13 protein-coding genes are annotated in these 16,409 nt (G+C 57.0%); 5 read left to right on the top strand and 8 right to left on the bottom strand.

Going from position 1 to position 16,409, the window contains the following annotated elements:
• Positions 1-839, bottom strand: an 839-nt coding sequence (locus G482_RS0109555; protein ID WP_028449852.1) for a retention module-containing protein, incomplete at its 3' end; no start/stop codon positions are given.
• Between the two features lie 185 nt (positions 840-1,024).
• The gene (locus tag G482_RS0109550) at positions 1,025-2,002 is read right to left on the bottom strand and encodes a LacI family DNA-binding transcriptional regulator (protein ID WP_028449851.1); all 978 of its coding nucleotides are present in this window, start codon (positions 2,000-2,002) and stop codon (positions 1,025-1,027) included.
• 219 nt (positions 2,003-2,221) lie between these two features.
• Here G482_RS0109550 and hisC point away from each other — a divergent pair, with 219 nt between their 5' ends.
• On the top strand, positions 2,222-3,277 hold the full coding sequence (gene hisC, locus G482_RS0109545) for a histidinol-phosphate transaminase (protein WP_028449850.1): 1,056 nt from the start codon (positions 2,222-2,224) through the stop codon (positions 3,275-3,277).
• A gap of 192 nt (positions 3,278-3,469) precedes the next feature.
• Complete coding sequence (aqpZ, locus tag G482_RS0109540) at positions 3,470-4,168, top strand: aquaporin Z (protein WP_211227599.1); 699 nt, start codon at positions 3,470-3,472, stop codon at positions 4,166-4,168.
• Between the two features lie 67 nt (positions 4,169-4,235).
• On the opposite strand, the gene G482_RS0109535 is transcribed toward aqpZ, so the two are convergent.
• The 3 genes from G482_RS0109535 to G482_RS0109525 form a co-directional block, all read right to left on the bottom strand.
• Positions 4,236-4,757, bottom strand: a complete 522-nt coding sequence (locus G482_RS0109535) for a bifunctional adenosylcobinamide kinase/adenosylcobinamide-phosphate guanylyltransferase (protein ID WP_028449848.1) — start codon at positions 4,755-4,757, stop codon at positions 4,236-4,238.
• Between the two features lie 13 nt (positions 4,758-4,770).
• Entirely contained in the window at positions 4,771-5,655 is an 885-nt protein-coding gene (locus G482_RS0109530; protein WP_028449847.1) for a DMT family transporter, read from the bottom strand.
• An 84-nt stretch (positions 5,656-5,739) separates the two neighbouring features.
• Entirely contained in the window at positions 5,740-8,355 is a 2,616-nt protein-coding gene (locus G482_RS0109525) for a hybrid sensor histidine kinase/response regulator (RefSeq protein ID WP_028449846.1), read from the bottom strand.
• A 97-nt stretch (positions 8,356-8,452) separates the two neighbouring features.
• On the opposite strand from G482_RS0109525, the gene rlmD reads away from it, so the two are divergent.
• The 3 genes from rlmD to G482_RS0109510 all read left to right on the top strand — a co-directional run bounded on the left by rlmD (position 8,453) and on the right by G482_RS0109510 (position 12,111).
• On the top strand, positions 8,453-9,760 hold the full coding sequence (rlmD, locus tag G482_RS18045) for a 23S rRNA (uracil(1939)-C(5))-methyltransferase RlmD (RefSeq protein WP_034619413.1): 1,308 nt from the start codon (positions 8,453-8,455) through the stop codon (positions 9,758-9,760).
• 231 nt (positions 9,761-9,991) lie between these two features.
• Entirely contained in the window at positions 9,992-11,152 is a 1,161-nt protein-coding gene (locus G482_RS0109515) for a glycoside hydrolase family 18 protein (protein WP_028449845.1), read from the top strand.
• A gap of 164 nt (positions 11,153-11,316) precedes the next feature.
• The gene (locus G482_RS0109510; protein ID WP_034619411.1) at positions 11,317-12,111 is read left to right on the top strand and encodes a helix-turn-helix transcriptional regulator; all 795 of its coding nucleotides are present in this window, start codon (positions 11,317-11,319) and stop codon (positions 12,109-12,111) included.
• A gap of 18 nt (positions 12,112-12,129) precedes the next feature.
• Here the strand turns inward: G482_RS0109510 and G482_RS18040 are convergent, their stop codons facing one another.
• The 3 genes from G482_RS18040 to G482_RS0109495 form a co-directional block, all read right to left on the bottom strand.
• Complete coding sequence (locus G482_RS18040) at positions 12,130-13,740, bottom strand: glycoside hydrolase family 3 protein (RefSeq protein ID WP_034619409.1); 1,611 nt, start codon at positions 13,738-13,740, stop codon at positions 12,130-12,132.
• Between the two features lie 179 nt (positions 13,741-13,919).
• Positions 13,920-14,894 (bottom strand): ABC transporter permease, encoded by a 975-nt coding sequence (locus tag G482_RS0109500; protein WP_051258892.1) that lies wholly within the window; start codon positions 14,892-14,894, stop codon positions 13,920-13,922.
• Positions 14,895-14,903: 9 nt separating this feature from the next.
• Positions 14,904-16,397 carry a sugar ABC transporter ATP-binding protein gene (locus G482_RS0109495; RefSeq protein WP_028449842.1) on the bottom strand — a complete coding sequence of 498 codons (1,494 nt, stop codon included), beginning with the start codon at positions 16,395-16,397 and terminating at the stop codon, positions 14,904-14,906.
• Positions 16,398-16,409 lie beyond the last annotated feature (12 nt).

Below are 16,409 nucleotides of genomic sequence, written 5' to 3'. Positions count from 1 at the left end.
ACCGTGGTGGTTTTCACCAGAACGTCATTGGTGCCGGCCTTCAGCGCAACGGCGCCGGTATACACGGTCCAGGTTTTGCCGCCATCCAGACTGTAGCTGTACTGGCCTTTGCTGTAGTCGCTTGGGCTCAGCGCAGTGCCGTCGGCCAGCGTCAGCGTCAGGGTGCTACCAGTAGCGGCTTTTTCAACGTGAACGGCGAAGACGGCGTCTTTGCCCTCGGCGACGGTGATGTCGTTGGTGTTGCCGGCGGCACCACTTGGATTACCAATGGTGATCGAGGGTGTTTCAACCGGTGGCTCTGGTGGGAAGACAATCTCGGGTTCCGGCTGCGGGAGCGTTGCGTACTCTGGCACGGTCAAGTCAGGTGCAGCACCATTTGCACCGAAATTAAAGCTAACTGGCGATACGTTTTCGGCGATACGGAGCAAACGAACGAAACCAGCGCCTTCACCCTCTGCACCGGCACCATTTAAGCCCGCGGCAGTGGCTTCAAGTTCATCTGAAAGATCTTTGCCCTGATTAAGCGCAGTAATGATCTGATCGGCACTCGTGTCGGCCTGAGCCACACGCGCCTCGGTCACGTCGGTTGTCGCGCCGCCGCTTAGATCTCCATCGATCAACATATCGCGGCCGGCAGCCAGCTCAACGACCTGACCATTGGGCAACAGTAAGGTGGCATGGCCAGTTGCAGAGGTAAAAATCACCTGCCCTTCTTGCAGTGGCTGACCGACTTGCAGCTGGGTTTCTTTACCACTGGCATCCCGCACAAATGCAACACCATCAACCAATACAATGGATTTCGCTGCTGATTTAACGCCCTGAGCTGCAACACTCGCCATGACTAAATTCCTGAGATTAGATTACCAGCCAAGGAATATAGGGGGGGGCGGAAAAATATACGACTGTACCGAAGTACATTCCTTACTAAAAAAGGCCTAGACGAGCGATTTGACTTAGCATTTTCGACTAAGGTCGAGTCACTGATGCAGTTCTTGCCCCGCCCTAGCCAGCAGCGCTGCAATTACTAGCGGGTTGTACTCGCGCGCTGCAATACGCGTACCGCGTGCAAACTGTCGCGCGTTGCTTGGTGGCGGGCAAGCTCCAGTAATTGCCGCATCCCCGAAATACCGAGCGCAGCCTGATCCACAGCGACGGTGGTCAGGCCGGCATCGGCGGCGCTGGGGATATTGTCAAAGCCCGCCACGGCGATTTGCTGGGGCACGCGAATACCGTGGCTGCGCAGCTGACGCAGCACTTCCAGCGCACAGGCGTCGTTGTAGGCAATGATGGCATCGGGCGGATTGATGCCCGCCAGCCATTGCCGCAATACATGTTGCACTCCAGCCGCGAGGTCTAGTCCGGGCGGAATCAGCCCCTCCAGCGCTGGATCGGCCAATCGCCCGGCATTAAATAATGCCTGCCGATAGCCGCGCTCGCGTAAACGAATTGAATAGTGCGCCAGCGAGCCACACAAAAAAGCAATGCGCTGATAGCCCTGCGCGAGTAATTGCGCCGTCAGCGCCTGCGTGCCCGCAAGATTGTCCGGGTTCACACTCGGCAGCCCTGGCGCGCTGCTGTCGATCAGCGTCATCGGCTTGCCCAGCGCCTGCGCGATGGCCAGCGTTTCCGGCTCCAGAAAACCCACGGCCAGAATCGCATCGGCCTCTTGCAGCAACAATTGCCGACGTATTGAGCTAGAAGGCTTAACCGTAAAGGGCTGCAGCTCAATACCCATAGGGGTACATACATCACGCGCGCCCTGCTCGACAGCCGAATAAAACGGCAACGCGCTTGAACGGGTGTGCTGACTGTGCAGCAGAAACAATACTTTGCGCAGCGGTGCCGGCTCTAGCCGCCCCAGGTCGTAGCCCAGCGCGGCGGCCTGCTGAAAGACCCGCTGTCGGGTTTCGGGCGAAACACCGCCCTGATGCTTAAGCGCCCGCGACACGGTGCCAACCGAAACACCAACCGCGGCCGCCAGAGCACGCATACTAATCGTCATAAAATGGCTTTACCTCCATCCGGCACCAAAAGCTGCGTCATTGTTTATGTGTCTTTATTTATCACTAAACACTAATCGGAGTGTCGGGGCTACGCAATCGCCTGACAAGCCACACCCGCCAAGCGGCCAATACCGCGGGCTTTTTTTACCCAAGCTTGCGCGCAAAGGGCAAGCCACTTGGTAGAATCGGCTTTTGTCCTTGCCAAACAAGAGCCTGTCATGAGCCGTTTCTGGAGTCCCGTCGTTCACACGCTCACCCCCTACACCCCGGGCGAGCAGCCGAAGATCACCAACCTGATCAAGCTCAACACCAATGAAAATCCCTACGGCCCCTCGCCCAAAGCCATCGCCGCCATGCAAGCGGCCGTGGCCGATACGCTGCGGCTGTATCCGGATCCGAATGGCGATGTGCTCAAAGACGCGATTGCTCATTATCACGGCCTGAGCCGCCAGCAGGTGTTTGTTGGTAATAGCTCGGATGAAGTGCTGGCGCACACCTTTCAGGCGCTGCTGAAACACGAGCGCCCGCTACTGTTTCCGGACATCACCTACAGCTTTTATCCGGTGTATTGCGGCTTGTATGGCATTGATTTTCGCACCGTGCCGCTAACGGCGGATTTCTGCATCGACCCGGCCGATTACACCGGTGGCGGCGCGATCATTTTCCCTAATCCAAACGCCCCAACCGGCATTTTGCTGCCGCTGGCGCAAATCGAAGCGCTGCTACAGCGCTACCCCGATCAGGTACTGGTGGTGGATGAAGCCTATGTGGATTTTGGCGGCGAAAGCGCCATTAGCCTGATTGCGCGCTACGATAATCTGCTGGTGGTGCAAACGCTGTCGAAATCGCGCTCGCTGGCGGGGCTGCGAGTGGGCTTTGCGGTCGGCCACCCTGATTTGATCGCCGGGCTGGAACGCGTAAAAAACAGCTTTAATAGTTATCCGCTGGATCGGGTGGCGCTGGCCGGCGCGGTAGCCGCATTTGAAGATGAGGGGTATTTCGCGCAAACCTGCGCAGCGATTAACGCCAGCCGTGATACCCTCACTACGCAACTGCATGAGCTGGGTTTTGAGGTGCTGCCTTCCAGCGCCAATTTCGTGTTTGCCCGCCATCCAGGCCACGATGCCGCCACGCTGGCCGCCGCCCTGCGCGAACGCGCCATTATCGTGCGCCACTTTAAACAGGCCCGCATCGAGCAATTTCTGCGCATTTCGATTGGCACCCCCGACGAATGCGCGGCGCTCGTAAGTGCCCTGCGCGAGATCCTAGCGTAAGCCCCTATACCGGTCAGGACCAGTCTGACCGGCCCTCTGCGGCGACACAAGCCACTATTACACGAAATCGGGGTGATTTCTCGCCCCATTCGTCATAAACCGTAAGCCTTTAAAAAGGTAAACTCTCCTAACCGGGTTGCCAGCCCAAGCAAAGCTGGTATGCACCCACCACATCGATAGGGAGAGTTCATCATGTATTCGATACAACAACGCCTCGCGGCCGAATTCATCGGCACCTTCTGGCTAGTCCTGGGCGGCTGCGGTAGCGCCGTGCTGGCGGCCGCATTTCCACAATTAGGCATCGGTTTTGTCGGTGTGGCGCTGGCGTTTGGTCTGACCGTACTGACCATGGCTTATGCGATCGGGCATATTTCCGGCTGCCACCTCAATCCAGCCGTCACGCTTGGCCTCGTGGCCGGCGGGCGTTTTCCGGCCAAAGAGCTGCCCTCTTACTGGATTGCCCAAGTGCTGGGTGGGATCGCCGGCGCGGCAGTGCTGTATCTGATCGCCAGTGGTAAAGCCGGCTTTGTGGCCGGTGGCTTTGCCAGCAACGGCTTTGGCGAGCTCTCGCCAGGCGGCTATGCGCTGGGCGCAGTCTTGCTGGCTGAGGCTGTTCTCACCGCGATGTTCCTGCTGATTATCTTGGGTAGCACCGATCAGCGCGCACCGGCCGGGCTAGCGCCAATCGCGATTGGCTTGGGGCTGAGCCTGATTCACCTGATCTCGATTCCGGTCAGCAATACCTCGGTGAACCCGGCGCGGAGTCTGGCGGTGGCCTTGTTTGCCGATACGGCAGCGCTGCAGCAGGTGTGGGTCTTCTGGCTGGCGCCACTGGCCGGTGCGGCGGTGGCAGGGCTGATTTATAACTGGCTGGGCAAAGCCAAAGCTTAATCTTCAGCACTCAATAAAAAAGCCGCGCATTGCGCGGTTTTTTTATTTGCGGCAAACGGGGCAAGAATTAAGCTGCGGGCGCTTTCACTGTCAGCGGCAAGCCCGCCACCATCAGCACCACTTCAGTTGCCTGCGCGGCGATGTGCTGCATAAAGCTGCCGTGCAGATCAACAAAATGCCGGCCCATCTGGGTTTCAGCATGAAGGCTCCAACCCAGCTCATTACCCACCGCGATCACCGTCGGCGGGCTCACCTCGATAAACGCCTGCCAGCGCTGTTTGGCGGTAGCCAGCGTGTCCTCACGCTCGTATTGGCTATCAGTAAACAGATTGGTCAGCCACAGGGTGATGCAATCGAGCACCAGCACTTCCCCGCCAAAACCGTGCGCGGCCAGGTCAACGTCTTGCTCCAGATTCACCCAGCGCGCATCACGCTCGGCCTGATGGCGGCGGATGCGCTCGGCAAAATCCTCATCCCAAACCCGCGCGGTGGCCAGATAGCCCGGCTGCGCAGCCAGCGCCAGCGCGCGTTGTTCGGCATAGCGGCTTTTGCCGCTTTTCTGGGCGCCAGTCACCAAGATGAGCTGCATATACTCCCTACTCCTATTGCCCGCTAGGCAATTTAAGACCATGCTCAGCGTAATATACCCCACAGAGGATAAACGCTGCACCGGTCAGGCCAATCAGGGTGAGCCGCTCGCCCAGCGCCAACACGGCGGTGATCAAGGTCACCACCGGAATCAGATAGATGTAGTTGCTGGCCTTCACCGAGCCAATCAGGTTCACAGCCTTATTCCAGGCCACATAACAAACCGCCGATGCCACCACGCCCAGAAACAGCATATTGCCGGCCGAAGCGCTCAGCCACAGCCCAAGATCGAGCCGATAGTGCGTGAAATACAACGCCGGCAGCATGGTGAGCAAACCATAGAAAAATACTTGCCGGGTTAAATACAGATAGCCGTATTTGTCGCCCATTTTGCGCAATTGCAGGCAATACAAGGCCCAGGCCGCACCTGCCAGCAGCGCCAGCAAGTCGCCCAGCGGGTTGAGTTTGAGCACGACGCTGCCGTTAAACATCACCACCGCAACGCCCAGCAGCGCCAGGAGCGAGCCCAGCACAAATTGCCGGCTCAGTTTTTGTTCGTGGGTGATGTAATGGGCAAAAATCGCAGTGAGTAGCGGCGCGGAAGACACCAGCAAGCCCACATTCGAGGCCTGCGTGTATTGCAGGGCAAAGTTTTCAAACAGGAAATACAGCGTCACGCCACACAGGCCCAGCCCGAAAAAGCGCAGCTCTTCACGCGGCGCCTGCCAGGCAAAGCGGGGATGCAGCACACACAAGACCAGAAAGGCCAAGACAAAGCGATCAAAGGCAATCTCAACCGGGCTGCGCACGCCCAGCAAGACCTTGGTCGAGACAAAAGTCACGCCCCAGACCAACACACAGAACAGCACCAGCAGATGCCCGGCAAGTTTGGAATTCATGCGTAATACGGCCAGCTAAAACAGAGAGGATAACAGCTCGCCCTGCGGCTGCCCTGCGGGTTTTCCCTAATCTAGCCTTGCGCTTTAATCCAGCGCGCTGGCGATGACCGGCAGCGGGTATTCATCTTCCTGCTCGGGGAGGTAGTACGAGAGCATGTCTTGCAGGCGGGCAAACTCCAGCGGCTTGGCCAAAAAGCCATCCATGCCAGCGGCCAGACACTGCTGCTCGCTGCTTTCAAAAGCATTGGCGGTCAGGGCAATAATCGGCAGATGGCGAAACTGCACCTGGCTGCGCAAAATACGCGTGGCCTCAATGCCATCCATTTCCGGCATTTGCCAATCCATCAGCACCAGATCAAAACGCTCGCGGCTGAGCATCTCCACTGCATCTTTGCCGCTATGGGCGATTTTCACCGTGCAGCCCAGTTTGCGCAAAAAGGCGCTCACCACACGCTGATTCATCGGGTTGTCTTCGGCCACTAGAATATGCCCGTGATACTGGCGCACCGGATTGGGCGCGCTGGGCAAGGCGGGCTGGGTTTCGAGTAGTTTTTTCAGACTGCGAATCAGGCCCACTTCATTTAGCGCCGGCTTGGCAATAAAGCCATGCCGCAAATGCGCATTGCTCGGCGCTTGCCAGCCCAGCGTGAGAATGCTCGCCCCCAGCGGCGGCGTATGGCCGCAGGCATCGCCCTTGGGCGCTTCATCCACCAGCCATAAGGCATGCTCGCTGGCCGCGCCCGGAGCCTGTAATTGCACCTCAGAGGCAATCAGCAGACGGCGTATCCAGCCCAGCGACCAATCCAGCTGCCCGCACAGCACCACCGGCCGGCCAGCCAGCGAGGCCAGCGTAGGCAAAATGCGGGGTCGCACTGTGTCATCCGCCCCCAGCGGTAGGCGCACAGTAAAACAGGCACCCTGCCCCAATTCGGACTCCACGCTAATGCTACCGCCCATTAATTCGATCAAGAGTTTGCAAATCGCCAACCCCAGCCCCGTGCCGCCGTAGCGCCGCGTCGAGCCCGAATCGGCCTGATAAAAACGCTGGAACAGCAACGCCTGCTGCGCTTTGCTCACGCCAATGCCGGTGTCGCGCACCGCCAGCTCAATCATGCCACCTTGGGTTTGCGCGCGAACATACACGCCGCCGCGCTCGGTAAATTTAAGCGCATTGGCCACCAGATTGGTCATCACCTGTTTGAGCCGCAAGCCATCGCCATAAAAGCGCACCGGAAACACGGGCGCAATATCCAGCACCAGCTCTAGCCGCCGCTCGACCGCCCGCGAAGCCAGCATACTGCAGGAGTCTTCCAGCACTTCCTGCAGATTGAAAAAATCCTGTTTCAGCTCGAATTTGCCAGCTTCGATCTTGGAATAATCCAGCAGATCATTGACCAGCAAAGCCAGCGAATCGCCCGACTTGCGGATATTGCTGACATATTCGGCTTGCTCTTTATCCAGCCGGGTATCGGCCAGCAGCTGGGCAAAGCCCAGCACCCCATTGAGCGGAGTGCGAATTTCATGGCTGATGGTGGCCAGAAAATCAGATTTAGCCCGGCTCGCAGCCTCGGCTTCATCTTTGGCGTGGGCCAGCGCGGCGGTTTGCTGCGACAGGCGAGCATTTAAGAGCAGCATCTCTTGCTGCACCTGCTTGGCACGAATTAACTGCGCCACAATCGCGGCAAATAGCTTCATCACTTCGCGCTGATACGGCATCAGCGTGCGACGGCGCAAGAAATTATCCGCCGCCAGCCAGCCCAGATGCTTGCCATCGGCATAGAGGCCAACGAGTGAATTCCAGCCCCGCCCAACCACGACTTTGTTGTAGTAAATCGGCGCGTCTTCTTTAACGATCACTTCGCCGGGGCTTTTGGCGGCATCAAAAAAGATCTGCCGCTGCGGAATCGGCTCGCTATACCAGTGCTCGTCAGTGAGCTCACCAAAATTATCCGTGCCATAGGTGCCAATCATCAGGTTTTTATCGTGATCGGCCAGAAACAGCGCCAGCCGGTCGATGCCCAGATCGGTAATCGCGGCCTGCACTGCCGAGCGGTAGAGGGTATCCAGATCAGGGGTTTGTGTCAGGCGCAAAGTAACCTGATGGAGCACCCGCAGCAGCTCGCGGTATTCTTCCGCGCGCTGCAGGCTTTGCTGCAAGCGGCGGGTCATTTCATCCAGCCCCAGCTCGGTACCACTCAGCAGGCTATCGATACGATCGGCCAGCATGCCGGCGAGCGCCGCGTATTCCATCCGGAATGAAGCGGTATCGAGGTATTTTTCCAGCCGCGCGACATCCGAGAGCTCAACATACAGCAGCGCCACCAGCTGATCGTTGTGCTTCAGTGGCAAGATCCAGCGCACTAGCTGCGGCACTTCGCTGCTATCCAGATCCCAAATATCCTGCACCTGAAAATCAACCGGCCGCACCGAGAGCGCCGGCTCGCGCAGCTGCCACAAGAGCTCTTCGACCGCCAGGCCGAAAAAAGCTTCGGGTCGTTGTGGCTCGGCAAAACACAGTGGTTTGAGGCCAATCACGGCTTGCGCGTGAATCTGCAGAGTATTTTCTGCCGCCGGCAAAATCAGGAAAGTGCGGCGGGCCTCAAAGGCCGCACACACCGCCCCCACCAGATGTTCGGCAAATAATTCCCAGGTTTTCGCCTGCAAGAGCGCAGGTAAATTGAGAACGGATTCGAGCTTCATGAGCAGCAACCCAGCAGCGAACCGGTTAGCGCCGCAGCACGATGCGGGCCAAGCTCGGTTATAATTGACGACTATTGCCTAAATTTTTGGACTCAAAATGACCAACCCAACCGCCCACATTGAATCACTCGACCACGAAGGTCATGGCGTTGCCCGAGTCGATGGCAAAACCATTTTTATCGACGGCGCTTTGCCGTTCGAAACTGTGACGTACAGCAGCTATCGCAAAAAGCCAAACTTTGAAAACGCGCAAGCTATCGCCATACATAATGACAGCTTTATGCGGGTAAAACCAAAATGCCCGCACTTTGGTGTCTGCGGTGGCTGTTCGATGCAACACATGGAATTCGGCGCCCAAGTGGCCGCCAAACAGCGCGTGCTGGAAGACAATCTGGAGCGCATTGGTAGCGTTCACCCGCAAGCCATGCTGCCCGCGATTTACGGCCCGGCCTGGGGTTATCGCCATCGGGCGCGCTTGTCAGCGCGCTTTGTGGCCAAAAAAGGCACGGTACTGGTCGGCTTTCATGAAAAGCGCTCAAGCTTTATTGCCGATATGACCGAATGCCACATCTTGCCCCCGCATGTTTCGGCCCAATTGCCGGCGCTGCGCGAACTGATCAAGAAACTGTCGATTTTTGATCGCATGCCGCAAGTGGAGCTGGCGGTGGGCGCCAAGATCACCGTGCTGGTATTCCGCAATATGGAAGCCATCAACGACGACGATCTGGCCCATTTCAAAGCCTATGCCGATCAATGGCAAGTGCAGATCTGGTTGCAACCCAAAGGCCCGGATACCGCCTACCCGCTGTATCCACTCGATGCCCCGGCGCTCACTTATCTGATGCCGGAATTTAATATCGAAATGCCGTTCAAGCCGACTGAATTCACTCAGGTAAATCACGGGATTAACCGCGTGATGGTCGAGCGCGCACTGCATCTGCTCGACCCACAGCCGGGCGAGAAAATCGCCGATATGTTCTGTGGCTTGGGTAATTTCACCCTGCCTATCGCCCGCCGTGGCGCGCAGGTATTGGGGATGGAAGGCAGCCAGCAACTGGTGGAGCGCGCGCTGGAATCAGCCGCACACAACGGCCTGGCCGAACGCACTGAATTCACTGTGGCCAATCTTTTCGAGATGACCGAAGAATGGCTGGATCAGCTCGGCCGCTTTGACAAAATGTTGATCGACCCACCGCGCGATGGCGCGATGGAGCTGGTGAAATCCATCAGCGCCGAACACGGCCCGAAACGGATTGTGTATGTGTCCTGTAACCCGGCCACCTTGGCGCGCGATGCCAATGTGCTGGTGAATGTGAAAGGCTACACGCTCAAATCCGCCGGTGTGATCAATATGTTCCCGCATACTGCGCACGTCGAAAGCATCGCCTGGTTTGAAAAAGAATAAGCCGACCCTGAGCCGGCCCCAACCCAAAAAAGACACACTGCGGTGTGTCTTTTTTCATAGCCGAATCCGCACTAAAGCAGGGGTATTGCCTTGTATGCCACAAATTAAAATGGCTACGAGGCAATACCCGGCAAGATCAGATTCAAACAAAGCCTTGTCCAATTCAGACATGGGCGCACGTCTTACGCCCCCTTATACTGGCCGCACTGTTTTTTTCACTCCGAGCACCCGATGTCTGCCAAACTCCTCGCCCTTGCCGCCGTGCTACTGAGCCAGCCGCTGCTGGCCAATGACAAACTGATTTCCTACCTACCCACTTGGCGCGATGCTGACACGGTCGCCCGCTTTGGCCCCCAGCTGGCCAAGCTCGACTACGGCGTGCTGTCATTTATCGAAGTGAATGCCAAAGGTGAAGCTTATCTGGCCGCCGGCACGCAAGCAGGCCTCGCGCTGTGGCAACCGCATCTAGCCGCCGCGCGCAAAGCGGGCAAATTTAATTGTATGTGGGCCTTGGGCGGCTGGACCGGCTCGAAAAACATCGCCAAAACAGCGCAAACCGAAGCGGGCCGCGCCAAGCTCATTCAGTCGTCCATCGCCATCATGCGGCAAACCCAGTGCACGGGCCTTGATGTCGATTGGGAACACCCGGTCACCGGCGGTGACTATGCCGCTGACGCCAGCCCCGCCGATCTGGGCAACTGGGTGAGCCTGCTACGCGAGCTGCGCACCGCGCTGGATGCCGCCGGCAAACAGGATAAAAAAACCTACCTGCTCACCACCGCCATTCCCGCCAATAACGGCGGCTGGGTGATGCAGGGGTATGATCTGAAAAACGGCCTGCCGTACCTGAATTGGGTCAATCTGATGGCCTATGATCGTAGCGGCGGCTGGTCGAAGAACGCCACCCTGCACGCCAGCCTCTACCCCACCCCGGGCGATCCGGATGGCGTCACGCTGGCTAGCAATAAAGCGGTGGAATACTTCATCAAACAAGGCGCCAAACCCGAGCAGCTGGTCTTAGGCGTACCGTTTTATGTGCGCGCCATGGGCAATGTTGAGCCCGGCCCGCAAGGCAATGGGCTAGCCCAACAAAGCAGCGGCCCCGGCCTGAAAGACGAAGCCGAACCGGGCGTAGCCACTTGGGCCGATTTCCAGCGTAAATACGCCAAAGCCCCGGGCTGGCAAGCCTATCGCTCCATGGAGGCCGGCAATGCGCCCTACCTGTACCACCCGGGTAAAAAAGAGCTACTAAGCTACGACGATCCGGCCTCGCTCACCGAAAAGGTCAAATTCGTTAAAAGCCGCCAACTCGGCGGCGTAATGATCTGGGAAATGACGCAAGACGACGCGCAATTTACCCTGCTGAACACGCTGGTTAAAGCGCTACGCTAGTAGCCGCGTACCAAACCGCGGCCGGTGCCTGCTCAGGCGCCGGCCGCGCGTTGCGGGCATAAGCGGAACATGGTTGGTGTTATGGTCGGTGTTATTGGGGGCTGATTTGTCTGCGCCGCCCTGCTGCGATAAGATCACAGCAGTAATCATCCAGCCCCTGACGCATGCATAATTTGACGACTCATTTGCCTGATGACGCTTTGCTGCTCAAGCTGACCGCGCTGCAACACGTTCTGTCGTACCGCAATATCTTTGTGATTAGCTTTTTTAGCTCGGGCGAAATCCTGTCGCACAATTATCCTTCGCACGACAATGCCAAGCATCTGGACGACTTTGCTTTTCTGATCGGCAAAGACAATCTGATCGCGATTAGCGCCCTGAGCAAAACCTCCGTCACCGGTGCGGACGGCTGGAAGTTTTACAACCGAAATTTGCAATTGCATTTATTTCGCGTGAATGCGCAATTATGGAATCTGGAAGTCGGCTCGCAAGAGGACGAGAGCGACCCGCATTTGAGCAACCCGGATTTTGAGAAGTTTTACAGCCTGACCGAAACATTAAGCGATGTGCGCGAATGGCAAGATGGCGGGGAAATGGATGAATTGCTCGCACGGATCCGCGATGTCCATTTGCCGAAAATCCGGCAGGTAAAGGCCTCGATTAGCGACCCGATTCTGGGCATGTGCCTTGATCTGATTGAAGGCATGGTGGTCTCAACGCTCAATGAAGATGCCGACATCGATGCCAGCCTGTATGCCCTGCTCACCCCTTCCGAAGTGCAGGTGGCCAAGTTTATCAAGCTGGGCATGTCAACCAAGGAAATTGCCACCAGCCTGAGCGTGGCCTCCAAGACGGTCGAAAATCACCGCAATAGCTTGCGCGCCAAACTGGGCATTACCAATAAAGGCATTAACCTGCGCAATTATTTAATCACCCTGGGCTCTCACCCAGGGGTATAGGCCACCAACCCAATTAAATTAAAGCACGCCAGCACATACCCTTGCCGCCGCCCGTGCACTGCATTCGCGGCTGGAATACGCGCACAAGTACGGCACATCACTGGCCAGTGCTTCGTAGCCACTGCGCAGGCCCACCACCATCAACCGCACGCCCAACTCCCGGCGCAAGCTAGCGACTAGATCACGCGAGGCCGTTTGCGCAAAATCTTCACCGGGTAGCGGGTAGTTTTCTGTTACCGCCAGCACCAGCGCATCGGCAGCCGACGCTTGATTCAAGAGCCAAGCCTGCGCGGCGCCATGATCAAGAATCAGCAAGCGATCTGCCTCGACATGCAGGCGGATTTCTGCAGCAAAGTAATCAAAAGCGCTCACCGCTTGATTGGGGCCGATACCGCGCGGATTCATTAAATTGGCATAATCGGCCAGCGGTGTGGTTTGAATCACCACCACTTGCTGCCCGGGCTTGAGCGGCAAACACTGCGCCGGGTCGCGCAAGATTTTCACCGCCGCCTGCGCCGCCTGTGTTTCGACATCAAGATGCGCTGACAGATCAAAATCCTGATACAAGGCCATGGGCTGCAAACGCGCCAATTTGAACGCCACCACGCGGCTGACGATGCTATCGAGCTCGGGGAAACGCCCCGCGCGCGCTTCGGCCACCAGCGCCTCCAGCATGGCTAGTTGATTATCCAGATAGGCCGTGTTGTGATCGTAATGCTCTTCAGACAGCATGATCATGTCGATGCCGGCCTTAAACGCCAGCAAGGCGGCCTCAACTGGCGCGTAATTGCGGCGAATCGCGCCCATATTCATGCTGTCGGAAATCACAATCCCGCCAAAGCCCAACTGGTCGCGCAGCACCCCACGCAAAATCGCGGCCGACAGGGTTGCCGGATGCGTCGCATCGAGCTGGGGATAGCGAATGTGCGAGGTCATCACCAGATCGACACCGGCATCCACCGCAGCCTTAAATGGCAGCAAGTCTTGCTGCATTAATTGCGCCAATGATTTATCCACCACCGGAATCTCGCGGTGCGTATCGCCCGTGGTATCTCCATGCCCCGGAAAATGTTTAGCGCATACAGCTATCCCGCCACGATGCCCGCCCTGCACGGCAGCGGCCACATGTTGCGCCACTTGCTCGGGTATTTCGCCAAAGGCGCGCGTATCGATAATCGGTGAATTGGGCTTGAGATTGACATCCGAGCACGGCCCCAGCACGCAGTTAAACCCGGCCGAGCGCATTTGCTCGCCAAACACCGCATACATCGCGGCAGTCAGATCGGTCTGATTGGCCGCACCCAGCGCCAGATTGCCCGGCCCGGTAGTGGATTCGGGCGTTAAGACACTCCATGCCCCTTCCTGATCAACCCCCAGGAGCAAAGGCACATGGGCGGCGCGCTGCGCTACGATGCGGGCCATGGCCTGAGTCAATTGGCGCGCTTCGGCAAAGGTTTCGGCATTGTCCTGGCTTAAATAACAACCGCCCAAATTGTATTGCTCAATTAATACCCGGGCAGCTTCGGCCTGCTTGCCGGGAAACGCCAAAATAAATAATTGCCCTACTTTTTCAGCCACAGACCAATTAGCCACCAGCTGGCCGGCCTGCTCAAGATAGCGTTCAAACATCATCAAGCCCCTTGGTGTACGAAGAATCAAATCTCAGGTGCACTGCAATTACAAAGATGAAAAGCAAAACCGACCGGCAAAGCTCCGCCATGGGTATCTGCAGCAAGCACAGATACCCTAAGGCTTAGAGTGATATACAGAGAGAGAGTATTTAGATCAGGCGCACTCGCTTTAGCGAACTAGGCCTTTTTCTTCTTCCGCAAAGTGCCCATCGTGAGCGTAACGGCAAAGATGATGATGATGCCGCGCAGGATTAATTGCTGATCCACATTCAAGCCCATCAGCACCAGACCGTTGTTCACCATGCCCATAATCAGCGCCCCGATCAGCGCGCCCACCACGGTGCCTTTGCCACCAAATAAGCTGGTACCACCAATGATTACCGCCGCAATCACCATCATCAGATCACTTTCGCCCAAGGTATAGCGGGCACTTTGCAGGCGGCCAGCATATAAAATCCCGGCCAGCGCCGCCAAGGTAGCATTGAGCACCAGCACATACAGCTTGACGCGATTGACATTAATCCCCGAATACATCGCCGAGATTTTATTGCCGCCACTGGCCAGCACTTCTTTGCCAAAGCTGGTTTTGCGCAGCAACACATGACCACCCGCGGCAATCACCATCATCCAGATAAACAGTACCGAAATCGGCCCGATATCGCCCGAGCCAAAAATAAAGGCGAAGGTTTCGTGATCGACCGGAATCGTCTGTAATTCGGTCACCCAGCGCGTAATGCCGGTGATAATGCCGGTCATTCCCAGCGTCACCAGAAACGAGGGAATGCCCACTTTTGCGACAAACAGGCCGTTAATCAAACCACACAAAGCGCCAACACCCAGCGCGGCTGGTACAGCGATCCAGATGCCATAGGGTAAGAGCAGCGCCACCGTCACCGCCGACAGCGCGACCACCGCACCAAACGATAAATCAATCTCCGCGGCCGACAACACAAAGGTCATCCCAACCGCCATGATCGAAATCATGGCCGTCTGCCGCGCGATATTCATCAGATTGCCGGCTTCTAAAAAGCCTTTGTCGTGCAGAAAAACCGAGAAAAAAACAAACAGCCCGACAAACACAAAATAAATAATCAGGTGTTGCCATTGCCCCAAACTCAATGGTAAAGCGGTGCGTTTAATGGCGATATCCATGATGCATCCTCACTGTACGGCGGCCAGCAGCCGCTCTTCGGTTGTTGCCGCCAATTGCGCAGCGATCCGCCCTTTTTTCACGATATAAGTCGTGTCGCAAAAGCTGGCGATTTCGCTGTATTCACTCGATACAAACACCACCGCATTCCCCTGCTGCACATACTCATTCACGATGTGCATGATTTCGTGCTTGGCTGCCAGATCAATCCCGAAGGTGGGGTCATCCAGCAGCAAGATTTTGGCCTGGGTATGCAGGCATTTGCCGATCACGACTTTTTGCTGATTTCCGCCTGATAAATAGCGCACCGCCTGCTCAATTCCTGCGGTTTTCACCTGCAAGCGTTTGACCAAGGCATGCGCCACTTCCGCCGCCCGATTCTGATCGATAAAGACAGGATTTGTCAGCTGGCGTAAAGAACACAGCCAGAGATTATCCAGCACGCTGAAATCCAGAATCAGGCCCTGGCTGCGCCGATCTTCGGGCACCAGATTAATGCCGTGGGCAATCGCCTGAGCGGGCGACTGTATCCGTACCGCGCGGCCATTAATCCGGATCTGCCCGCTCTGGAGTGGATCAAGCCCAAAAATCGCATTCAAAATTTCAGTGCGCCCGCTCCCCAACAGCCCAGCCAGCCCAACGACTTGCCCGGGATAAACCTTAAACGAGACTTCATCCAGATGGGAGGTGACTAGGTTTTCCACTTCCAGCAAGGGGGTGGCCGCCGGCGGGGTTTCGGTCGTGGCGCGCTGCCAGTTGGTTTGCCGCGCCACCGCCTCACCCAACATGGCCGCCACCAGCTGCGGCACCGAAGTTTCACTCACCGCCCATTGCTGCACGCAACGCCCTTCCCGCAAAACGCTCACGCGATCGCAAATTTTGAAAATATCGCGCAGATAATGCGTGATATAAATCAGCGATACGCCTTCGCTTTGCAGGCGCCGAATCGCCACAAACAGCCGCTCGATTTCCTGATCGGATAAGGATGCCGTGGGTTCGTCCAGGATAATAATCCGCGCTTCACTCGATAGCGCCTTGGCAATTTCCACCAATTGCCGCTGCCCCATGCTGAGCGACTCGACCAATTGATCGGGTGAAATTTCATTGGCGACGCCGACTTTCTCTAAGAGCCGCAAGGTCGCCGCGCGCATTGCCTCGGCATCGAGCAAACCACCGACGACAATCCAGTTATTCATGAAAATATTGTCGGCCACCGACATGGTCGGCACGAGGCTGAGCTCCTGATACACCATGGCGATGCCCCGCGCACGCGCGGCACCGGTCGAGCTAAAACTGGCGGGCTGACCAAAGATGCTAAGGCTGCCCTGATCGGGTTGATGCGTGCCATTAAGCACCTTCATCAAGGTGGACTTACCGGCGCCATTTTGCCCGACCAGCGCATGAATCTCGCCCTGCGCTAATTCAAAATTCACGCCTTTTAATACCGCATTCCCATCAAACTGCTTGAAAATGCCTTTGGCTACGATGGCTGCTGCTGGTGACATAGCGATCTCCAA

The sequence above is a fragment of the Chitinibacter tainanensis DSM 15459 genome (genome assembly GCF_000429785.1).
In the GTDB taxonomy this organism is placed as follows: domain Bacteria; phylum Pseudomonadota; class Gammaproteobacteria; order Burkholderiales; family Chitinibacteraceae; genus Chitinibacter; species Chitinibacter tainanensis.
Note: the sequence above shows the minus strand (reverse complement) of the source record. Positions and strands in the feature narration are given on the sequence as shown.